The sequence below is a fragment of the Paenibacillus sp. FSL L8-0340 genome (assembly GCF_038593145.1).
In the GTDB taxonomy this organism is placed as follows: domain Bacteria; phylum Bacillota; class Bacilli; order Paenibacillales; family Paenibacillaceae; genus Paenibacillus_AQ.
Map to the genome: position 1 here is coordinate 4,565,202 of NZ_CP151967.1, position 18,809 is coordinate 4,584,010.

At 46.9% G+C, this 18,809-nt stretch carries 31 protein-coding genes; 1 reads left to right on the forward strand and 30 read right to left on the reverse strand.

The annotated features are described in order from the left end of the window. Positions 1-5 precede the first annotated feature (5 nt). From NST07_RS20600 to NST07_RS20720, 25 genes are all read right to left on the reverse strand, one after another. Positions 6-959 carry a major capsid protein gene (locus NST07_RS20600; RefSeq protein ID WP_342480053.1) on the reverse strand — a complete coding sequence of 318 codons (954 nt, stop codon included), beginning with the start codon at positions 957-959 and terminating at the stop codon, positions 6-8. Between the two features lie 26 nt (positions 960-985). Next, positions 986-1,621, reverse strand: a complete 636-nt coding sequence (locus NST07_RS20605; protein ID WP_342480054.1) for a phage scaffolding protein — start codon at positions 1,619-1,621, stop codon at positions 986-988. 126 nt (positions 1,622-1,747) lie between these two features. Beyond that, positions 1,748-1,909 carry a hypothetical protein gene (locus tag NST07_RS20610; RefSeq protein WP_342480055.1) on the reverse strand — a complete coding sequence of 54 codons (162 nt, stop codon included), beginning with the start codon at positions 1,907-1,909 and terminating at the stop codon, positions 1,748-1,750. A gap of 171 nt (positions 1,910-2,080) precedes the next feature. Further along, positions 2,081-3,886 (reverse strand): minor capsid protein, encoded by a 1,806-nt coding sequence (locus NST07_RS20615; protein ID WP_342480056.1) that lies wholly within the window; start codon positions 3,884-3,886, stop codon positions 2,081-2,083. Next, on the reverse strand, positions 3,883-5,370 hold the full coding sequence (locus tag NST07_RS20620) for a phage portal protein (RefSeq protein WP_342480057.1): 1,488 nt from the start codon (positions 5,368-5,370) through the stop codon (positions 3,883-3,885). The genes NST07_RS20615 and NST07_RS20620 overlap by 4 nt, the downstream gene beginning before the upstream one ends. 20 nt (positions 5,371-5,390) lie before the next feature. Continuing rightward, the gene (locus NST07_RS20625; RefSeq protein WP_342480058.1) at positions 5,391-6,665 is read right to left on the reverse strand and encodes a PBSX family phage terminase large subunit; all 1,275 of its coding nucleotides are present in this window, start codon (positions 6,663-6,665) and stop codon (positions 5,391-5,393) included. Next, positions 6,649-7,557, reverse strand: coding sequence for a terminase small subunit (locus tag NST07_RS20630; protein WP_342480059.1), 909 nt, complete (start codon positions 7,555-7,557; stop codon positions 6,649-6,651). The genes NST07_RS20625 and NST07_RS20630 overlap by 17 nt, the downstream gene beginning before the upstream one ends. A gap of 71 nt (positions 7,558-7,628) precedes the next feature. Continuing rightward, positions 7,629-7,862, reverse strand: coding sequence for a hypothetical protein (locus NST07_RS20635; protein WP_342480060.1), 234 nt, complete (start codon positions 7,860-7,862; stop codon positions 7,629-7,631). Positions 7,863-7,904: 42 nt separating this feature from the next. Continuing rightward, positions 7,905-8,204 (reverse strand): hypothetical protein, encoded by a 300-nt coding sequence (locus NST07_RS20640; protein ID WP_342480061.1) that lies wholly within the window; start codon positions 8,202-8,204, stop codon positions 7,905-7,907. Positions 8,205-8,690: 486 nt separating this feature from the next. Further along, complete coding sequence (locus NST07_RS20645) at positions 8,691-9,260, reverse strand: sigma factor-like helix-turn-helix DNA-binding protein (protein WP_342480062.1); 570 nt, start codon at positions 9,258-9,260, stop codon at positions 8,691-8,693. Positions 9,261-9,313: 53 nt separating this feature from the next. Next, positions 9,314-9,541 (reverse strand): hypothetical protein, encoded by a 228-nt coding sequence (locus tag NST07_RS20650; RefSeq protein WP_342480063.1) that lies wholly within the window; start codon positions 9,539-9,541, stop codon positions 9,314-9,316. Beyond that, on the reverse strand, positions 9,538-9,720 hold the full coding sequence (locus tag NST07_RS20655) for a hypothetical protein (RefSeq protein WP_342480064.1): 183 nt from the start codon (positions 9,718-9,720) through the stop codon (positions 9,538-9,540). The genes NST07_RS20650 and NST07_RS20655 overlap by 4 nt, the downstream gene beginning before the upstream one ends. A gap of 111 nt (positions 9,721-9,831) precedes the next feature. After that, positions 9,832-9,969 (reverse strand): hypothetical protein, encoded by a 138-nt coding sequence (locus NST07_RS20660; protein WP_342480065.1) that lies wholly within the window; start codon positions 9,967-9,969, stop codon positions 9,832-9,834. Positions 9,970-9,984: 15 nt separating this feature from the next. After that, positions 9,985-10,152 (reverse strand): hypothetical protein, encoded by a 168-nt coding sequence (locus NST07_RS20665; RefSeq protein WP_342480066.1) that lies wholly within the window; start codon positions 10,150-10,152, stop codon positions 9,985-9,987. Positions 10,153-10,183: 31 nt separating this feature from the next. Beyond that, complete coding sequence (locus tag NST07_RS20670) at positions 10,184-10,486, reverse strand: hypothetical protein (RefSeq protein ID WP_342480067.1); 303 nt, start codon at positions 10,484-10,486, stop codon at positions 10,184-10,186. A 90-nt stretch (positions 10,487-10,576) separates the two neighbouring features. Next, positions 10,577-11,005 (reverse strand): hypothetical protein, encoded by a 429-nt coding sequence (locus NST07_RS20675; protein ID WP_342480068.1) that lies wholly within the window; start codon positions 11,003-11,005, stop codon positions 10,577-10,579. Further along, entirely contained in the window at positions 11,002-11,280 is a 279-nt protein-coding gene (locus NST07_RS20680) for a hypothetical protein (protein ID WP_342480069.1), read from the reverse strand. Before NST07_RS20680 ends, NST07_RS20675 begins: the two co-directional genes overlap by 4 nt. 21 nt (positions 11,281-11,301) lie before the next feature. Further along, a complete protein-coding gene (locus NST07_RS20685; RefSeq protein ID WP_342480070.1) occupies positions 11,302-11,760 on the reverse strand; it encodes a hypothetical protein in 459 nt (152 codons plus the stop codon). 74 nt (positions 11,761-11,834) lie between these two features. Further along, on the reverse strand, positions 11,835-12,050 hold the full coding sequence (locus tag NST07_RS20690) for a hypothetical protein (protein WP_342480071.1): 216 nt from the start codon (positions 12,048-12,050) through the stop codon (positions 11,835-11,837). A gap of 79 nt (positions 12,051-12,129) precedes the next feature. Further along, the gene (locus NST07_RS20695; protein ID WP_342480072.1) at positions 12,130-12,408 is read right to left on the reverse strand and encodes a hypothetical protein; all 279 of its coding nucleotides are present in this window, start codon (positions 12,406-12,408) and stop codon (positions 12,130-12,132) included. Positions 12,409-12,421: 13 nt separating this feature from the next. Further along, on the reverse strand, positions 12,422-13,162 hold the full coding sequence (locus NST07_RS20700) for a site-specific DNA-methyltransferase (protein ID WP_342480073.1): 741 nt from the start codon (positions 13,160-13,162) through the stop codon (positions 12,422-12,424). 95 nt (positions 13,163-13,257) lie between these two features. Then, on the reverse strand, positions 13,258-13,716 hold the full coding sequence (locus tag NST07_RS20705; RefSeq protein ID WP_342480074.1) for a hypothetical protein: 459 nt from the start codon (positions 13,714-13,716) through the stop codon (positions 13,258-13,260). Between the two features lie 142 nt (positions 13,717-13,858). Further along, positions 13,859-14,170: a hypothetical protein gene (locus tag NST07_RS20710; protein ID WP_342480075.1), complete on the reverse strand. Its 312-nt coding sequence runs from the start codon at positions 14,168-14,170 to the stop codon at positions 13,859-13,861. A gap of 120 nt (positions 14,171-14,290) precedes the next feature. Then, entirely contained in the window at positions 14,291-14,740 is a 450-nt protein-coding gene (locus tag NST07_RS20715; protein ID WP_341379483.1) for a YopX family protein, read from the reverse strand. Further along, a complete protein-coding gene (locus NST07_RS20720) occupies positions 14,737-15,141 on the reverse strand; it encodes a hypothetical protein (protein ID WP_342480076.1) in 405 nt (134 codons plus the stop codon). The genes NST07_RS20715 and NST07_RS20720 overlap by 4 nt, the downstream gene beginning before the upstream one ends. A 98-nt stretch (positions 15,142-15,239) precedes the next feature. Here NST07_RS20720 and NST07_RS20725 point away from each other — a divergent pair, with 98 nt between their 5' ends. Then, positions 15,240-15,596 (forward strand): DUF3889 domain-containing protein, encoded by a 357-nt coding sequence (locus tag NST07_RS20725; protein WP_342480077.1) that lies wholly within the window; start codon positions 15,240-15,242, stop codon positions 15,594-15,596. A gap of 151 nt (positions 15,597-15,747) precedes the next feature. Here the strand turns inward: NST07_RS20725 and NST07_RS20730 are convergent, their stop codons facing one another. The 5 genes from NST07_RS20730 to NST07_RS20750 all read right to left on the reverse strand — a co-directional run bounded on the left by NST07_RS20730 (position 15,748) and on the right by NST07_RS20750 (position 18,809). Further along, on the reverse strand, positions 15,748-16,269 hold the full coding sequence (locus tag NST07_RS20730) for a hypothetical protein (protein WP_342480078.1): 522 nt from the start codon (positions 16,267-16,269) through the stop codon (positions 15,748-15,750). Between the two features lie 88 nt (positions 16,270-16,357). Then, entirely contained in the window at positions 16,358-16,573 is a 216-nt protein-coding gene (locus tag NST07_RS20735; RefSeq protein WP_342480079.1) for a zinc-finger domain-containing protein, read from the reverse strand. Positions 16,574-16,864: 291 nt separating this feature from the next. Beyond that, a complete protein-coding gene (locus tag NST07_RS20740) occupies positions 16,865-17,503 on the reverse strand; it encodes an HNH endonuclease (protein ID WP_342480080.1) in 639 nt (212 codons plus the stop codon). 212 nt (positions 17,504-17,715) lie between these two features. Next, on the reverse strand, positions 17,716-18,048 hold the full coding sequence (locus NST07_RS20745; RefSeq protein ID WP_342480081.1) for a hypothetical protein: 333 nt from the start codon (positions 18,046-18,048) through the stop codon (positions 17,716-17,718). A gap of 53 nt (positions 18,049-18,101) precedes the next feature. Then, positions 18,102-18,809 (reverse strand): hypothetical protein, encoded by a 708-nt coding sequence (locus NST07_RS20750; RefSeq protein ID WP_342480082.1) that lies wholly within the window; start codon positions 18,807-18,809, stop codon positions 18,102-18,104.

Genomic DNA, 18,809 nt, shown 5'->3' on the forward strand with positions numbered 1-18,809 from the left:
CCTCCTTAGATTTTGTGAACGAATTGCACAATCCGAATATTTTTGTTTTCGTATACCCGTTCCCAGTTATCTGCGGCTTCTAATTCAGCATTTGTCGGAGAAACGCCGGCTACCGCATTCTCAACCCACTTAATACCGCGTGGATGAAGAATGAAGTGTCTTCGGTTAATCAGGAAGTCGTTACCCGCAAGCTTCTCACGGCCAACTTCAGTCGGCACAGGTGCGGCTCCATTACCGAAACCAACAGCTCCTGGTCCATAAAGGAATGTTGTGTAGACTCCATTTGCATTTGGGTGTCCATCATCGACAACAACTCTTTTGCCCAAATAGCTCTCTACCTTAACGCCTGTTACTGGATCAAGTTGATACTCAATCAGTTGGTCCTTAATCAGTTTATTCTTAACAGCGCTGTGCATTGAAAAGGCAGTAAGCTTATCCGAAGCATCGCCCAATTTGCCCTGTGCATCAACCGTTGTAGAAGCGCTGATTGTAGCTGCAGCTCCGGAAGCTGTAGAAATGTTGTGTACGTTACCCGCCAAGCTTGGAGATGTAAACACTCCTTTAAGAGTAGAAAACAACATCCGTTGATGGTCACGATTCCACCATGCCGCTACAAGGTCAGCGATGGCCCGCATTGGATCATCACCAGATAGAGCCTTTGCTAAGTCATTCGCTCCCCAGGCTTTACCACGCGCATGCAGACGAGCGTAGTCTTTGTTGGACGTAATCGGGTTAACTGTCAGTGGGTTGCTGTCGCTTAGAATTTCGGATTCTCCGGCCAAGTCATTCCAAAAAGGCATTTGGAGGATTGTGCCTCCTGTAGCAGCCAACTTATCTAGCTCAGGATCCGGAACGATAATACCGGCTTGTACCAGAGCGGACAATTCCGCAGTGCGTTGAATCAGATACGGGTTAAATACTTCAGGGACAATTACATCGGTAATACGTGTTGCTGGCATTTACATCACCTCATAGTTTATTTGTATTACTTGCTTGCTGCTTGCATTTGCTTAGCTAAATCTGGGTTTTCACGGATAATACGCCCCTGGTCAGTAAGATTGAAAGTTTCCTTTTTCCAAGGGTTGATCTGAGAGTCTGAGCCTTTCGGTTTACCTTCAGGTGGCGTCCACCCCTTAGGCTTGGGAGTTGTCTCAGGTTCTTTTTCCACAAACAAAAAGCCCTTGCTTTCCCGCAGGGCCTTTACTTGGTCTTCCAGCCCGCCTTTCACGGCGCCGCTGTCGTCCAACTCGATTTTGGTCTTATCCAACAACCCCGCCACGATATCCGGGTCATGCGCTTCACCAGCCAGCGCCAATTTGACGGCGGTACTCAATTTAAGTTTCTTTAGATCAGCTTCATATTTCTCTGTTGCCGCCTTATTATCGGCCTGCAGAGTTGTAATCTGCTCTTGAAGGGCTGCACTGTCACCAGTAGACTTTTTCAGGTCTTCTAGTTGCTTATCCCGATCTGTGTTTCCTTTTTCGGCCTGCTTCTTCGCCTCGTTCACCTCATCAAAGCGGGCTTTCGGTACAAATCCCTTAAGTTCTTCCTGACTAGCGACGGCGGCTTTATCTGCTTGTTCCTCTGACAATCCCAACGCAACAAATTGCTCTTTATTCATTAACGATTCCTCCGTTTCATCTTCGCTTGTTATCCCGGTCGCGTCCGGTGATGTCTTGTTCTTTAACGTCTGCAATACCAAAAAGACGGCAATATAAAAAGCACCCTCGCATATTGGAGAGTGCTTCTATTTCAAAAGCTCATTCAGTTCAATTTTCAAACTCTCAATTTCCTTTTCCAAGGCGACTTCATCTTCATAGGTACCACGATCATGATTAACCATGGCTTCGGACGTTTTGTAACTTTCTATTAGACCTTCGCAGAAGGCTCGGATCTTATCCTTGTCCATTGGATCACCCTTTCAGGTTGTAAAAAGCACTCCCCTAATTGCGAGAGTGCCTTCTATGATTGATCTTTGTTTTTATCCTTCAGATGATCGGGCAGCGGTGGAAGTTGCTTCATCAAGTGCTCAACAAATTCATCACCGGTCTTACTAAAATCCGGACTCAATGGTACGTCATCATATTCGCGGATCGGTTTTTGTTGCCGTGAAGTCTTCTTCATATACCCACCCCATTTTCTTTGCGAGTCTTTGCAGCACCTGGTAATCAAAGTACTCAGCTTGTGCTGTTTTTGACATTGTAACATACTTCTTATCCTTTTGTAACAAGGTATCAACCTCTAAAAATATTGATCGAAGTACGCTACGAAGCGCCACGCCGTCAGCACTGGATTCCGTTGCGCTAACAAAGCTTATTCCTCCGTTATGCCCGGCGGCAATCACTGCTTGAACCGAGAGGTAATCCGCCAAATTCGTGGAGTCCATTACATTCACCCGTGTGCCGCGTGGATGGTTATGGGTTAAGATAACAGATCGCGGTGGAGCTGCCCGGAGTTTTCGATCTACTTCAGGAGTGAATTCTACCTTATTAACAGAACCGGATAGGCGGGCAATTTCTTCGCCGGTTGTCTTATCTAACATCACAACGATTTCTTTAGCTTGCTTGTATCCGCTTCGGGCAACCTCGCGATTCACATCTGCTACTTTCTCCAGAACATCATCCGTCAGATCAGGAAGGGCTGCGAAATAGCTGGCACGCGGATTATATTTCCGGTTTACTACACCCCGCCGCGGCTCCTCAACTCCGGTTTCAAAATCATCCATTGTAGGCAAGGACATGGATTGTTGCTGCGGTATCGGCACATCCTTTGTCGGCGCTCCAGGAATATCAATGGTAGGCAGCGGTGTTTCTGGTGACTGCTTGGCTGGAGACTCTACTGTGACCGGTTCAGCCGCTTCAGGAGCATATTTCTTCTCCCACTCAGGATAGGTAATATCCTCCGGCACCTTGTATGTCTTGCCGTCATCGTCACGGGCGACCCGCTCCTTGATGTTGTCATCATAGTGCGGTATGGTCGTGGACCGACAGTATACATGCATCGGTGGAAAATTAACGCCTGGTTGAGCATCAGAGACGTCAAACACCCTACCGTCAAGGTCCCTGCAGGTAATCGATGTCCGTTTATCCAGTGTGGCAGTATAGCGGTATTGCTCTACTCCCAGTTCCTTGAACCCGGCAAGACTGGCCTGACCGGCGAAGTAGGCCGATTCCGTCAGTATCAATCTCTCGGCGTTCTTGCGGGAGACTCCCAGCCGATCCTGTATCTGCTGAACCATTTGTTTCGATGTATCCCCGCGGATAAGTCCTTGAGTAAATATGTTCCGCAGCTCACCGTTAAGCCTCACCCGGTCTGTCCATATACGGCTGCTGAAATTACTGCCATCCGGAGCCCACGGTGCGGATAAGATAGCCTCCAGCTGCCGCTTATCGATCTTAGCGAAAGAAGCCCCGATCCCGATTCCCTTTTCAAGCTCAAAGATACTGTGGTAATAGCCATCCTTATAGACACTGCCCAGCAGCTCCGTGGTGCCTGTAAGGCGCTTTGCAGCTAACTCCTCAATGTGTTGCTTCATCTGCAACTGAATCGATTCGAGTCGCGTCACCCTCACCCTGATGCTGGCATTCTCCAGTTCCTTCATCCAGCGCTGGTCAATCGCATTCTCTTTGCCGCGGGCAATGTAATCCTCAACAGTCCATTTGAATTCCTTCATTTCGCCGGCTTTGAGCACCTGCTTGGCAGCGGACAGACTGACAATCCCGTTATTTTCAGCAAACCGCTGATAAAAATTATTTACATCGGTCTGGATAGATATCTGAGCCTTGCGGTATTCCTTCTGCATTGCCTTCGTAAATGGAACACCTTTATTCAGTAGCGACTCATTAAGCTGTTCCATCCGCTTGGACCAGTAGGCCTCTGATCTCATTCTTCATCAGCCCCGGTTTCGGAACCTGCTTTATCATCTGGTAAGCCACCATATTCCTCCGCACGATCCATGGCTGCTTTTTCCTCAGCCTCCATGCGTTTCAGTTCTTCCTTCACATCCGTAACCCATGGATGATTAGCAAGCTGAGTTTCTTTGGAAATGATTCCTTCGCTGTTTTTAGCATCAGTGATTACTTGGGATTCATTAATTACGATATCCCGATTAAACAAGAAATTGACCGTTTCTTTCGAGAAGTCTTTGCCAGTGGTTTTTTCCACATGAGTGTTTACAAACCACAATAGTTGTTCAAGTGCCGCTTGGAACTCATTTTCGATGTCGTTTGCATCCATGTCCAGATCAGCATAGAGAAATTTCAAAGCCTCGCCACTCGGAGCCGTCGCAAATGAATCTGATTGGGTATCTACGCCTCGTCCGAATTCATAGATATCATTCCGGGTCATATCCATGTGATTCTTGTACGCTTCAGTGTCGATCTCCAAATTCAGTGTATCCACTCCAGCATTGTCTTCCGCTGATACCTTTACGGCTCGGAGTACACTGAGGTTGTGCCGGAACTCCCCTAAATTCGTACCGTCATACCCTTTAATGACAAACACACTATTGGGGAGGTCTTCTAAATTGTTACTGTTATCCGATTTTTTTTGATCGTACTCATCAATCAGAGATTTGAGTAACGCTATCAGCGGCAACTCATCTTCGTTGTATTTAAAGCAAATGAAGGGGACTCGTTCCCAGTTCATCGGCTTTTCTTCGCCCTTATCATCAACTACGAAATGACCGGACTTTTCGCCCATCTCAACATCAGCTACAAGTGCAGTGATTCCATAATCAATGGTACCAGCGTCATATCTCTTTACGCCCCCGCTGTACCAGAACTCAACCTTTCGGTTTATTGTTTTAGTGCTGCCTTCATACACGTCAACCTCGTAAACGCGGATTATTGCATCAAGTTCGGTATGCGCTGTATCCTTCCAAAGCGGTATGATCTCTTCTGATGGCAACCGTTTGAATCTAAATCGCCCTGTTTCGTCATAATAGACATGCAGCCAGGCACGGCCCTTCTTAATTGATTCCTTCAACAGACTTTTCATCATCCGTCTGAACCCTTTATCCAAGATACCAGTCAGCAGCGCATCATACTCAGTGTTCTCCGTTTGAATGCTCATTTCCTTACTCAGCAGATATCCCGCTTTTTGATCAACAAGCTTCCGTAAGAAGCCATGGACGTTTTTGTTATTTGCCAGATTCTTCGCTTCTACTAACTCCCCATCGTCGCCAATAGTTTTTCTTATCCGCCGTAAGATATCATTACCGTTACGGTAATAACGCTCACCATCAAGCATATCTTTACGTTCCTGCGACGAAAGCCAATCATCTATCTCCTGCTGGATGATCTGTTCGTCCGTCATAGTAGCAGCTGCACCGGCTTTGATAATCCGGATTACTTCTTCCGTTGTACTCAAATAGGTTTCCTCCCCTCTTGTTAATCGAATGAGAATGCAGCTGGACGCATTACAATGGTGTTCACAAAATACCGATCACCGTCCATCTGGTGGTCATTTTGCTTGATGGGCTTCTCCTCCCCGCGGTCAGCAGCTTTTTCATCCCATATGTAGGAAGAAAATTCGCGGAAGGTCTCTTTGCAACAATCGTTATAGAGAATCTTTCCGGTATTCAGCGCTGTAGCTACATTGCGAATGCCTTCAAGCACATCGTTCTTTGCCTTTTTCACAATGAACTTCCCATATTTCCGCACTGTCGCTATGAAGCTGGCAGCTGATGGGTCAATGATGAGGCTTTGAAGCGAGAGATCCCCGACAAATCCAACCAAGTCATGGTAATACTCATCATCTGTCTTCTGTTGGCTCCGCTGGCGACCGTCATAGTGATATTCCTTCACTTTGTACCAGACACCAGAAAAAAGCCCCCACAGCCCGAACGTCATCGGGTTTTGGGTGCCGTAGTCACAAGATACATGATATTTACTATAGCGCCGCTCTTCAGTCTTAACGGCGTGCTTATCCCGGTCAAACATGTCGTAGATTACGCCCTCAGCCAGCACCCACAGCCCGAGGATATACCGCTTGTAGAAGATGCCGCTGTACATCCGGCGGTACCGCTCCTTAACACGCTCAGACAAGGAAAGATTATCATCCATAGTGAAGTGTAGGTGTAGAGCAAGCTTCGTTACCAGTTGGTCCAGCCATTCCATTTTGAACCAGTGATACGGTCCGGCCGGATTGCAGTTAAACCAATACTTCGCCCCTTCTACTGAACAGCGGGCGGTTGCTTGTTCGACAAAGGAACGTGGCATCAGAGCCACTTCATCGAAGAACATCCCCGCCAACGTGATCCCCTGTATCAGATCCTGACTTCGCTCATCCTTACCACCAAACAGGTAGAAGTCATTGCTTACTAAACCTCTGCTGATGGTCAGATAGTTCTCCGCCCTATGATCCACTACAGTGTATCCTCTAGAGTAAAGCATCTGCTTTAGCGGCCCTATCAAGTTACGTCGAAGGGCACCTATAGTCTTCCCTGCCATCCCCAGGTTCTCACCATTGAACGTTTCTGTGGCCCAGACTACAAATGAAAAGGACATTGACGATGTTTTACCAGAACGGACAGCTCCATCACAAATTAATGCATCTTTGTCTGCATGAGGACTTTCCCCCTGCATCCACCAGGTAAGCACCTTAATCTGCTTTCCAGAGAATGGTTTCCATTTGAAGATTGCGGCTTTACGCTTCACCTTCATCTGCCCACACCTCCCTCGCCTGGGATTTCAGGGCTTCTATGAATCCATCATCAGGTAAATCCCCGGCTTCCGGAGGTGTCATTCCCTTAATTTCAAGCTGCAGCTTCTGAACTCGAAGCTTTGTTTCCTCATCCATATAGCCCAGGTATTTCTCCAACTCTTTCAAGGCCCGCATCTTGTCATAAAATTTGATGCTCAACCCATCGCGTCCTTGCTTAACCTCGCTTATGAGAGTACCGTCCACCTCGTAGGATGATTTGAAGTGAACAAAGCTGACCGTTTTGGTTACCGGATCACCTTCATCATCGATAACAGGCCCGGCCATTCCGATTACCGGTTCTTCCGTTTGCCCGAATTCCACATAATCAGTTGAATCAGCAAAAGCGATTTTCAGATACTCTGCTATGACCCGGTGAACGCTCAACCCGAGCTCGCCAGCCATTTGGTCCTTCATCCGGGCGATTTCCGCCTGTATCTCAGGTTTCCTCAAGTTTTCCCAGCCGATAGAGTAGGCTGTACGCTTCGAATACCCCGCAGCCATGGCGGCCCGGGTTGCGTTGAAGTCTCTCATATACTCAAGAACAAACATCCGCTGCTTGTCGGTCAGCTCAGTATCCAGTTTTGGCGGATCTCCCCGAGCCACTTCCTTTTGCTGAATCGGCTGTTTGTTGGACTTGGCTGGCTTTTGTTGTACAACAGTCTTCATTTTCTGTTGTACAACGTTATCCGATGATTGTTGTACAACATTCCATTTGTCCCGTTGCTTCCAGACGGCTACTTTCTTTTCGTCAATGTCCAGTTGCTCCGCTATCTGCCTGTTTGTTATTTCCCCACCGTGTTCACGCCATACTTCTAATGCGCGGTCCCGGTTTGGATCGCGTGCTCTTGGCATTACATTATCACCACCCCCGTATTTAAAGCATGAAAAAAGCACCCATTTCAGGTGCTTGATTGACTCTTCAGTTAAGTGAATATCCTCTGCATTCCATAAAAGAAGAACAGCAGAGCTCCTGCAACAGCTACAAGGATGACTAGGGGTTTAAATAACCCATCCCGTAACTTCAGAATGCCCCCGAATAAAACTATTGCTATGACGGTGGGCAGGAAGATATACAAACCAATACTTATAATAACTTTTATAGCCATATCCATTCCAACAGGACTACCAAAACCCAAAGTGACCTCCTCCTTCGACATCACATTTCGACATTAAGGAAGTATTTTCCTGCTACTATCCGCCTAATGGCGACCTTTAGCAGTTAATCTATATTTATGTGCGCCCATGACTTCATTAATAGAGGGGAAATCAAATACTATCCCACCTGTCAGACCATTAACAATTCTGATTGGAATTCCAAAAAATGTGTCAGGTTCATGCGGATCTGAAAGTCTATGAATCAACCAGCGGATCTCTCGGTCAATCCATTCTTCCCATACATCTTTTCTTATTCTAATCTCAGGCGGCTTAAGTCCGTAGCGTTCTTCATATTTCGTTATTTCAAGAATAATTTCTTGTTCTGGTGAACTCCATGCGGGCATCTTGATTCCTCCCGATAACATTTTAATTCTATAATACCATAATAAATGTGGGCCGGGGCCATTCTCCCCGGCATAGCAGCATTTCGCGCAACGGGTAGCAGCGTACCTGACTTCCCCAAATGGTTCCCCTGGCCTTATTCCGGTTCTACTTCCTTCAGTGGGAGCTCGGCTTTCTCTCTCCACGCCTGTCGGTTGCGCCGGGGCTCACCGAGTCGTATCTGCCTTATGTCTAAGCGTCTCTCTTCCGCCACCACATCATATATATGTGATGCGCCTCTGATACTGGATTAAGTGGTACTTAACCGTACATAGCAGGAGCGCCAGTCACCTCAAATGAAAAAATGACGACGATAGCATTTACCCCTGGTTGGCACATGGGCTAATCAGATTCTAATGGCTGCTATCATCGTCATTACCTATAAAGGAACGTCCATTTATAAGTTCCTCCTATAAATACTTGGCAAGTGTAAGGGGTAAAATCCATTTTCAGCTGCTGATCTGAAATAAACTAACCTGGATAGGCTCTTTCAACTTCCGCTCCGCATTTTCAATGTATTCTTGAACGGATCCTCTCGATATCTGTAGCTCATCGGCGATTTGTTTCAGAGAGAGGCAGAGGCCATGCTTAAGGGTGAAGCACTGCTTCTCCCGCTGCGAGAGTACGGACATAGCATCATCAATCTGTTTACGCTCTGAATCGGTCAATGTAGTCGGACTGCCGCACGCTGCCGGCTGCGCATAGGATTGCATCCGTAATGGATCTACTGGAATGGTTAACTGGTCCATGGATAACCGATGGATACCCCGGCGCGGTCCCGGATTATGTCCCAGCCGGAGCCAATCAATGGCAAGTTGAACATCGGATAACATACTATTCAACTTTGATATGTGAGAATTAACAGCATCCAACTCTGTTTCGACCTCCGAATAATCTTCCTTGGCCTCTCTCATTTTGGCTACGAGGGTTTCCAGCTTATCTTTAATCACCTGCGCGGCCCCTTTGCACTCATTTAGGATTTTTCGGGTATTGCGGTAACTCACTTCTATATCCTCCACAATGTATGCCCTCCCTAGTTGTGTTATAATGTGCTGAGGATAAAAGTTGCTGCTTACTGCCCTGATGCTGAGTCAGGGCTTTTTTCTGTGACGTTATCTGTAACCGATGCTGCGAATAGGATAATGCTTAGGCTAAGAAATGGCCCTCTCATCTGCGGTGTCCGGTATTTAACCCAGGTGGAACCATGAGCCAGTACCTCTGCAGTAACACCAGTATCTAACTGGAATTGTCGCTGGCCGGCATTCAGTGCATCTCTTACCTCTTCGGTACGCATGCTCATTCAATTGTCCCCTTAATCACAAACGGCTTCTCTGCTGCCTTACCGGTTGGACGGGGATATTCGAGATCAAGCCTTGCCATTTCCTCCGGAGATAACTGTGACTTTTTGATTTCCCCCTGCCCACCGGCTGCTGCTTCCTTCGCTTTACTCTTGATGTTATAATGCCATTTGCTACTCATCTTTAACTACCTCCCCGGTGTCTGGCTGTATGACCTCCAAATCATCAGACCAAATGCCTGTATATTCTTCAGCGAACTGAACCATGGCATATTTTCTATTTCCCCTGTTAGCTACCATATATTGATATCTGGCATCAGTTCATCCTTCAGTGCAGTGGCAAATGACATGCTCATGAGTAACCACTGAGGATCAAGGCCCTCTTCTCTCGTTTTAGTTATCAATTTTGAAACTCTCTTAAGTTTGCTCATATCCTCTTCTCCCCCTTATACCTCATCTACCGGAACAATAATTCCAGGCACTTTAATTCCCAAAGCATCCAACGCATCTACCATTCCAAGTTGATATATTTCTTTGATTGAGTAGCCGGAGAACTGCATCTCCCGTCCGTATTCCAGTTGTAGTTTTTCGATTTGCTCTTTTGTCAGTTCCATCCGTTATCCTCTCCCTTTGGGGTCTATATCCCTAGCCTTCATATCTTCCAAACGCTATATCAATGTTCACCTTGCTTCTCCGTTTATCATGTCCCTTCTGGATCATGGCGTGTAGCTTATTGCAGGACGGGCAAAACTCAAACCCTGCTACATTCGTGGCACACTCTTTACAAATGGCGTTGTCGCAAGTTTCGTGATGTCCGCCTATCATGCATCCCTTTGAATCTTTTGCTGAGGTCCATAGGTAGCCAACTACAAAATCACATAATTGAGTTGCCTCGTTCTTCCGGCAAAAGGTGCAAGGGTATTTCGGCATTTTTGCGACCTTGCCCATGTTTCTGCCCCCTTATAAGTTAAGTACAGCCCACCCTGCGGCCTCCGCTGTCGCTAAGTAGTGCGGTCGTTTCGGAGGCCTGACGGCCAATTACGTTCTTTGTTGCCTTTCTTGCCATTTTCGAAAATACTCTGCACTGACATGACTGTTTATGTTTTTGTAGTCAAAAGGCCGCTCGCAGCGCGGACAATACGGAAGCATTTTCCCGCGTTGATAGTCCCTTTCAAGGCTTTTGAACATCACTGAGTGCGGCTTCTCCTTCAACCATTGCAGACGCTGCTGGTTTAAAGACTCATGCTGTCGATTGAGTTGATCGTAATGTTCAGCAAGGTGTAACATCGCTTCAAATGGGTCTACCGTCATGCCACAATCGCAGGTGATTTCACGATTAACCTTATCAACGGTGAAATGTTTGTCGTCTCCACATGTGCACTTACGTGGTTTGTGCCGTTCAAGTCGGATAACATCAAGGGTGATTATCTTGTCGCTCTCTGTCTTCTCTTCCCTTGTGAGTGTCATTGCTCCGATCCCTCCCATGGCTCATTAAGCCAGTTCATTATGCGGTCATACATGGGTTCTGTTTCGCCGTAGCCGGAATTAAATGTCTTCTTGCCTGGGTCGAATTGGATTGAGAAGCACATCCCATCACGCATGTCCCAGTTCGGCCGGACGTATTTGATGTATTTGCTGTGTTCGAAGTCTGAACGGGCGAAACGGTGGTTCTTCCATATTTCCTGCATGATTTCCTTATATTGATCCATTGTTAATGCGAGTTCAGTATCTTCCTGTGTCATTGGTTATCTCCTTCCTCAACCTCAAATGTAATTTATTCCAGATGCCTTTCTAATTCGTTCCAGTCGATTGATGATAATAGGTAGGTTCCGTTTTATCCGCTTTTCTGAGTTCACATATTCTTGTAACTCCGGTGTGGAAAAGCTTCTTTTCCCCGATTCTTCGTCAACCCAATTCACATATGCAATGTCCTTTTTCGATTGTTCCACGGCATCTACTTCAATTTCGGCATTAGAGAACTTGGTATGGCAATCACCACACAATGAATGTGGCTTGCACAACGAATCTACCTGTTTAAAACAGTGGCTACATCTCATGACTGCCTCCTTGGGTGCTGGGGTGATGAATTCAAAGTACGTACTGAAAAATTCATGCAAGCCCGTTTCTGTTTTAATTATGTGCCGGCTGCCTTGCTCGTTAACTACGATAATGTCGCCATCGGTTTTATCAGCTTCATAGGTTTTCCCGGAAATGAATGACAACTTCCCTTCACCGGAATAATTATCTCGTATGCAGCCAGTCCCTCGACGGTGTTTGTGTCATTGGGCTTCCTCACCTAGTGGTTATTTGTTAGTGTATCTTGAACAAAAGTATAGAAATCATCAGCTTCTTCTTTCGTTCCATTTGTTTCGATTTCAATCCAACGATTCGCGATTATTTGAAGTGTTTCAGCCTGATCAATAAGCCATTTAACCTGTAGATTCAACAATCCATCTTTAAGGTTCTTTTCAAACTCTTGTTTGATTAGAGTCAGAGCCTGTTTGCTATCCATTCTATTTTGTTCCTCCCTGTGGGAGAGGAGGGTTAGTCCTACTCCCTTAATTATCTGAATGATCTCTTACGGCTCGCGCCTATTCGGTCGTTACGGGGGCCTGTCGGCCAAGTGCATCATTTTCTACCTTTTCTATACCTGATAACGCTTCTCCGTTTTGAAACGTATACTTGTCAACATAGTACTGTCTGCCTGCTAGGTATTTTTCATAATATTCTTGTGCTTCATCAGCGCTTGAATATCGTCTAGTATCTTTAGCAGTTGGTGAATTATTGAGATAGCTTCGGAAGCCACTCGTTAAAATAAAAGGTATGGTTACGTATCTCCCTTGATTTGTTTTAATGACCCACTTTTCCAAGTCATACTCCTCCTTAGAATAATGTTAGTTGCATATTCCTTAGCCGACTCAATGCGTCAGCAGCATGTCGTCTATCCCGTTCTATGGCGATGTAATTCCGTCCTGTCCTCACAGCCGCCAGAGCAGTTGTACAGCTGCCCGCACAGTTATCTAATACCGTTTCTCCCGGATTGGTATATGTGCGTATGAGGTATTCACATAGCTCCGTTGGCTTCTGATTCGGGTGTATACGTTCTGGATCATCGTTATTTACAACTGGATAGTAAAGCACGCTGCGAGGGTAACGTTCGGTTGACCCTGCTGGATTGGACCACGGAATTCCGTCACCATATACCGATGATTTATGGTTATTGGTTGCGGCATTCATTGGCTTGTTACCCTGTGACATCTGAGCATTGTAGGTCGGTGGCCGTTTGTAGAATACTAGAATGTTTTCGTGAGCCTGCAGCGGCATCATTCCTTTGTTCAGGTGACCGGTTGCCTTGTTCTTTTCCCAGATCCATTCATACCGGAACAGTTTCATGTTGCTAGCTGCCAGCGCCTTATCGAACGGGGCTTTGGCAAATAGCACGATTGCCCCGTTTTCCTTAATGATTCGTTCATATGCCGCCCATAGACGGTCAAACGGCAGAACTGAATCCCATGGGCTCTGAGTGGTGCCATACGGCAAGTCACAAAGGATCATATCTACACTGCCAGTCTCTATATCTGGGAAGACATCAAAGCAATCTGCATTAATGATCTGGTTCAGCATGGTGACCTCCTATTATTTCACACCCTGTAGCGTGATATATGCCGCCTCTGCCCTCTCTCTGGGGCAAATGGTGTTGCTCCATTCCTTTACTTGTGTCATGGCTGGTCACCTTCCAAATCTCCCATGATGTTTAGCATTATGTCGTAATCGTTGATGTCTTCACCTTTCCCGCCAGTTGCATTGGTGCTTACAATGTCCTTCAGTTCTTGCCATGCTCGTTGTTGTCGGGCTATGGTCTGCCTTGCTTCAAATAGTTCTAAGCCCTTCTCTTTTGAGATTTTGTCAGCCGCCTCCTGTGCATACTCTCTGCTGCATTCTAACTTCTCTATATATAATTGCTTCCGGGCTATGGTCTGCTGTGCCTCTGCCAACTCCGTCATGTGGATACTGCGCTCTGTTCGTGCTATGTGTTCCCACTTTTCCGGCGGTTGTTGTGCCTCTTCTAGAGCAGCCAGCAGCCATTTCATTTCAGCAACCGTTACTATCACCTGCATTTCAGGGTGAAGAATCCTGACTTCCTCTTTGATCTCTTCTATCCGTTCTGGTGTCATCATTTGCCCCAAACCTCCTTATGACAAGACTTGCATACCAGAAGCGTTTTCCCGTTGACTTTGTTTTTCATTTCGAGGCTCGCATGAGCCTTATCGCAAAGTTGACATATTGTCCGCCCACAGCCGGGGCATTTCCGGCGATCACTCATGGTTGTACCCCTTCCCAATTCCAGAGTCCTTGCTGTCCCTTGGCCGGGACCGGCTCTGGCAGCTGCTTAACATCCGCCAGTTCCCAGGCATAACGGCCAAGCGAGAAATCCCCGAACCAAATTTCGTCTCCTTGAATAAGTGAACCATCAGATAATACTGCTATGTTGCCATTGTCCTCCTCGACCTGATGTGGAAATACCATCGTTGCAGTCGCTATGACAGCTCCGGTAGGTAAGTTGTCGGCCGTATATCCATGACCGGCTAATACTCTTCGGATATCCTCCTGCTGGCAGGCTTCCCGGTCCACCTTCTTGCCTGCATGAATGGCGAGAGGACCGCGGTGCTTTGTTGCCCAGCCGCGCGTTTCAAACCGTTTCTCCCCGGTTGCAATCAGTGTCCGCCCATGGCTGTATGATGGTTATAGCCTTCATGCCTTCGCCGCCTCTCCCCCGAGCAGTTCCGGGTTTTCATAGATGTTGCCGAGTCGCTGAGAGAACGGAATCCATGAATACTCCCGGTCAAATTCAGCAGCTTCTCCCAGTCTCATGAATCCATCTGGGAAGCTATTTGAAATTAAGAGGAACTCACATATTTGGAATTTCACTTCGCATATAACAGTTCCGATATCTTCACACTCAAACCGAATAATATCTCCGTCAGCAATCTCAACTTCATCTTCATTAAACGGATCATCGTAGACACCGGTATATAACATCAATTCAAAATCCGACAGCCGCAGCTTGTGGAAGCCCCTGCTTTCCATTTCCAAGTAAACACCCAATACCTTGACTTCAAAATTGATCATTTCAATCTTATCCGGCTCGATCATGACGCCCAGAGGCTTATACCATGCGCGATATTTCGGCTGTCTGCTCATATCTTTGCTGCCTCTCCCCGGGTTATCACAGTAACATCAGGTCGAAATCCCCATGCCGCCGTATCATCAAATTCAACATGTCCAGAACCGTCAATTCTTGTTATTACATGAGGAACGTTCCAATCAAACCCGGCTTTGCTGCCGCCGCTTCCGGATCGAATGACCATTACAGTGTCTCCCACATTGGCACCGAGGCGTTCAATTTCCTCATTGACCTCTTGTGCCTCGTAATGATCCGCGTCTATCTGGTCAGTCAATAAGCGATAACGCTTGCCTTCCGGTGTACTCACTTCGTAAAGATCCGGTCTGCCCCCACGGTGGTAGATGTCGAAATAGATAATTCCACCTTCAAGTTCTTTGCCGAAGCATGGGTGATTTGGATCAATGATTTTAACCTTCATCGTTTATCTCTCCTTATAGGGGCTATGCCCTGATTAATTGCTGCAGGGTATCTTCGTACTATGCATCAGCTAACGGGTATATTTATTTATGAATACATTTGGATAAAGTAGGAGATATTACTGAAAACTTCTCCAGTTGGGCGGTTATTATGAAAAAATTAGCGATATTGTTTTTAGCTATACTCATGTTTCCCACTGCTTCAATAGAGGCTACGCCTGAATATGCAAAATGGGGTAAAATTGCAGTTGAGGAAACACAAAAACGTTACAAAGCAGTCATAATCGATTACAAGCACATCGGTCGTACTGAACTAACACCAAAAAAGTCTGAAGAGAAATTCAAACTATGGATTAGAAACAAAGTAGGTAACGAGTTTGGGGTTTTTGTAACAATCCAATTTGACCCGTCAACTGATATAATTCAATCGATTCAGTTTTCTGAAACTAATCGTTAGATTCAATAAATCTCACGATAACGAGAAACGTTAGTTCAATAAACCAACAGTGGTCTAGGCTTTTATAATTCAGTTTAAGACAGCTGTTGGTTTTTATATCGGGACCCTCAAAAAGAACTCTTGTGGAATATGGCTAGTGAGCAGTTTGCGTCTATAGCACATCATCAAACTCCATAACTACCTGCTCATGCTGAAGGTATTTGAGCGCTCCCGGTAGATTTGCCTCAGGAAACATGCTGTATCCCGTGCCATCCACGCTGTCACACTCCATATCCCTTGCGATCCGTAATCTCTCCAGGCTGTTTACGCGGCCCATATGCACCCACTTACCGCGCCATTTCGCTTCCCAGACAAGCCGCCTGACCGTTTTACTCAGCTTGTAATCAGTAGATCCGCCTATAAAGACCGCCTCACAACGACTCCATGGCATGCACAGGTTCTCTTGACCGTCCTGCAGCACCAAGGCAACAGGCAGGCCGTGAGCATGGATGATAGGTTCCCAGGCTTCAAACATCGCCATTGTCTGCACTGCGTCCGCCACTACATCCGGCGCTGTAACAAACAGCGGGAAGGTTCCGGCGATCTTGGTAAGCATCCCCCGGAACCGCGTCTCTGCTGCGCCGTCGAATCCGCCGAAGCAATCATTATCTGCTGCCCACGGCAGCCCGGCCATAGATTCAAGAGAGTTGCCAGATCGGGGTGTTAACAGGCAACCGAGATTCGGTGACGCAGCATATTTCCGGACAGTTTTTGTTGCCCCGCTAACCAGCAACAGCAACGCCTTTTCTCGGCGGCAGTGTGAGCTGCTTGCCGAGCTCCTGAAGCATTGCGCCTTGCTCGCATACCTTATTGCAGTGGTTATCTGCCTTTGCCAGATGCCCGGGGTGTTGCCGGAGGATATCCGAAGGAATGCTGCAGATGTTGCAATGATCGTCTCGGATTTCGGTTATCTGATTCAACACATCGATTCGCTTCATGTCTGTTCCCTCCCTGGGTATAAAAGCCCCTTTTATTGTGGAAAATTAACTATTATCGTATTGTTGCTTTAAAGGAGTGATAGTTTTGCGCATAGCTTTTTGGATTGTATTTGCCTTTGTTGCTGTTTTGGTTGTTGGAATAGTAGGTGGATTGATTGGTCTAAAGAAACGAAAGTGATCTGGTTTCCAGGAAATAAGAGGATGTCAATTGGTTATAGGCTCCGGTGGTCCCAGAAAACACCTTCATGTCCTCCACCCTTGTTGTATATTTTTCGTTGTTATATGAATTAATTAGTCTTCAAATCGGTCATTTGGACGGTAGGCTCCCTGTGCCGCATAGCCATTTAGGGCATCCGTGAACATCCCGGTTATGACTTGCAGTTGTTTTACTTCTAATGATTCCAGCAGACGCATTTCCCTTACTCGTAACGGCCGTCCGGCTGCCGTGGCAATCAGATCCGCTACCGGCTCAATTTGCTGCCGCCGCTGCTCCTGCTCCTGCTCAATTGCCTGCTGTGCAGCCTGCTTGCGGGCATGAATTTCAATGTCAATTTCATCGAACCAGAAGTTAGGTCCGAATTTCTTTTCCCATTTGTTTTCCCAGAACTGTATTTCTTCCTCATTCGTTTGAATGAAATCATGGCATATACCGCATACGCGTAACCCATTTTGGAATACGCCACGGCCGTCACGCGCTCTGGTGCGCACATGATGTGTCTCAATATCGGATCGCTGTTTGCATACTTCACATCTTCCATCTGCCCGCTTCTTCAGGAGTTTTATAACGGCTGGCGGGAATTCGTTTCGGTCAGCTCGGGAAGGATTGGATTTATGATCCGCCAGAATCCCTTGCTTCCATGGAGAAATTGGCTTTTTGTCCGTTTTGCTCCGGCCGAGGCTGCTGGCCTTCTTTTCCTTTGGTTGTTTCACCGGTTTCCAAAATGTCTGGTGGGCCACCGTTTCCCACCTCCTGATGTCTGATTAGTATTTTGGCTTGATCTTAAAATTCACGAGAGTATATCTCCGGCCAGTTCGCCGGCTTATCTCTTCTGCCGCCTGGCGCCGGTAGATGATCTGAGCCCCTTCATCGTGCAGCACTGCATATAGTTCTGTGACCGTTGCTAATCTCCAGCTAAAATCCTTCATGTTGTCATCACCGGCCTTTGCCGTTTTAACCATCGGTCTTCATAATAGGTGCTCTTCTTCAGGTCTAATTGTTCAGGCAGTCTAAGATAAAAAGGCACATATCTGTAATCGTCTTTGATTTCAATCCGGTATATAAAAGCAACGGGATACTCGCGGTCCCGCACTGGTGCTCCCAGCGCGGCGCAGCGTCTTCGAGTCAGGATGATTCCATCCAATGGTGGCTCACCGAACCACCTTCCAGTTAAAGCGCCCGGCGCGTCCGGTATAAAGCAAGGGCAGCCTGTATCCATCATTTCATTTTTGGTATATCTCCCTTTTTGGTTGGGCATGTCCTTCTCCCCTTTAAGGGTGGGGCAGGCCGTAGCCGCCCCGGTATAATTGATTAAGCGATAAGAACGATCTTACCGTCTTTAATTTCTTCTTCAAGAGCATTCAGCAGGTAAGCCTTGATTGTATCCATTGCTTCAACCTTCCAGGCGCCGCCGTCCGCTTCAAACAGCGCTGCGTATGGCCCCGTCTTCATCCGGAATACAAACAATGACTGCGGCTGCTGTACTTCAATAAAAGTACGGTATGGCATAAGCACGGCAGGATTCGGAACCGGAACAGTAGCTACTGTGGCAATCCCCGTCTTTGCAGTAACTTGTTGAGATACTCCATCATCACCCAGAGATTGCACCGCTTCTTCCTTGATGTTCCCGACCACCTTCAGCAAGTCCGCTCGGGTATCATTCGGGTGGAATAGCGACTGTAGTTGGATGTTGAATTCCTCGACATCTGTCCACTGTCCGAAGCGAATCGTTGGCAGTAGTGCTTCGGCTTCAACAAACGTTTTTCTGGAAAAGTCCTCGTTGAACCCGGTGAATGCCGTTACCTTAGTCGGGCTTTCTACATGGACCATCAGTGCCCCGGGCTGGTCAAAGTTTGATTTCAAGTAATCCACAAACCCAGACAAGCTGCGAACAGTGAGTGCTGCAGGTGTTGGCTGCTTGACCAAAATGAGTGATTGATTTGAATACTGTTGGCCGTTAATTTCAAGTGTCTTTTGACTCGCCAACCCGGCGATGTACTGCAGTGCCTCTTTAATCAT

Excerpts from the sequence above, each read along its gene's own strand:
- NST07_RS20660 (WP_342480065.1), bottom strand. The coding sequence starts at position 9,969 with ATGAGCAAACTTAAGAGAGTTTCAAAATTGATAACTAAAACGAGAGAA.
- NST07_RS20700 (WP_342480073.1), bottom strand. The coding sequence starts at position 13,162 with ATGCTGAACCAGATCATTAATGCAGATTGCTTTGATGTCTTCCCAGAT.
- NST07_RS20650 (WP_342480063.1), bottom strand. The coding sequence starts at position 9,541 with ATGAGCATGCGTACCGAAGAGGTAAGAGATGCACTGAATGCCGGCCAG.
- NST07_RS20600 (WP_342480053.1), bottom strand. The coding sequence starts at position 959 with ATGCCAGCAACACGTATTACCGATGTAATTGTCCCTGAAGTATTTAAC.
- NST07_RS20690 (WP_342480071.1), bottom strand. The coding sequence starts at position 12,050 with ATGGATAGCAAACAGGCTCTGACTCTAATCAAACAAGAGTTTGAAAAG.
- NST07_RS20730 (WP_342480078.1), bottom strand. The coding sequence starts at position 16,269 with ATGGCCGGGCTGCCGTGGGCAGCAGATAATGATTGCTTCGGCGGATTC.
- NST07_RS20720 (WP_342480076.1), bottom strand. The coding sequence starts at position 15,141 with ATGAAGGTTAAAATCATTGATCCAAATCACCCATGCTTCGGCAAAGAA.
- NST07_RS20635 (WP_342480060.1), bottom strand. The coding sequence starts at position 7,862 with ATGTCGAAGGAGGAGGTCACTTTGGGTTTTGGTAGTCCTGTTGGAATG.
- NST07_RS20670 (WP_342480067.1), bottom strand. The coding sequence starts at position 10,486 with ATGGGCAAGGTCGCAAAAATGCCGAAATACCCTTGCACCTTTTGCCGG.
- NST07_RS20705 (WP_342480074.1), bottom strand. The coding sequence starts at position 13,716 with ATGATGACACCAGAACGGATAGAAGAGATCAAAGAGGAAGTCAGGATT.
- NST07_RS20615 (WP_342480056.1), bottom strand. The coding sequence starts at position 3,886 with ATGAGATCAGAGGCCTACTGGTCCAAGCGGATGGAACAGCTTAATGAG.
- NST07_RS20610 (WP_342480055.1), bottom strand. The coding sequence starts at position 1,909 with ATGGACAAGGATAAGATCCGAGCCTTCTGCGAAGGTCTAATAGAAAGT.
- NST07_RS20665 (WP_342480066.1), bottom strand. The coding sequence starts at position 10,152 with ATGGAACTGACAAAAGAGCAAATCGAAAAACTACAACTGGAATACGGA.
- NST07_RS20625 (WP_342480058.1), bottom strand. The coding sequence starts at position 6,665 with ATGAAGGTGAAGCGTAAAGCCGCAATCTTCAAATGGAAACCATTCTCT.
- NST07_RS20675 (WP_342480068.1), bottom strand. The coding sequence starts at position 11,005 with ATGACACTCACAAGGGAAGAGAAGACAGAGAGCGACAAGATAATCACC.
- NST07_RS20655 (WP_342480064.1), bottom strand. The coding sequence starts at position 9,720 with ATGAGTAGCAAATGGCATTATAACATCAAGAGTAAAGCGAAGGAAGCA.
- NST07_RS20640 (WP_342480061.1), bottom strand. The coding sequence starts at position 8,204 with ATGCCCGCATGGAGTTCACCAGAACAAGAAATTATTCTTGAAATAACG.
- NST07_RS20715 (WP_341379483.1), bottom strand. The coding sequence starts at position 14,740 with ATGAGCAGACAGCCGAAATATCGCGCATGGTATAAGCCTCTGGGCGTC.
- NST07_RS20735 (WP_342480079.1), bottom strand. The coding sequence starts at position 16,573 with ATGAAGCGAATCGATGTGTTGAATCAGATAACCGAAATCCGAGACGAT.
- NST07_RS20745 (WP_342480081.1), bottom strand. The coding sequence starts at position 18,048 with ATGCCCAACCAAAAAGGGAGATATACCAAAAATGAAATGATGGATACA.
- NST07_RS20630 (WP_342480059.1), bottom strand. The coding sequence starts at position 7,557 with ATGCCAAGAGCACGCGATCCAAACCGGGACCGCGCATTAGAAGTATGG.
- NST07_RS20750 (WP_342480082.1), bottom strand. The coding sequence starts at position 18,809 with ATGATTAAAGAGGCACTGCAGTACATCGCCGGGTTGGCGAGTCAAAAG.
- NST07_RS20680 (WP_342480069.1), bottom strand. The coding sequence starts at position 11,280 with ATGACACAGGAAGATACTGAACTCGCATTAACAATGGATCAATATAAG.
- NST07_RS20605 (WP_342480054.1), bottom strand. The coding sequence starts at position 1,621 with ATGAATAAAGAGCAATTTGTTGCGTTGGGATTGTCAGAGGAACAAGCA.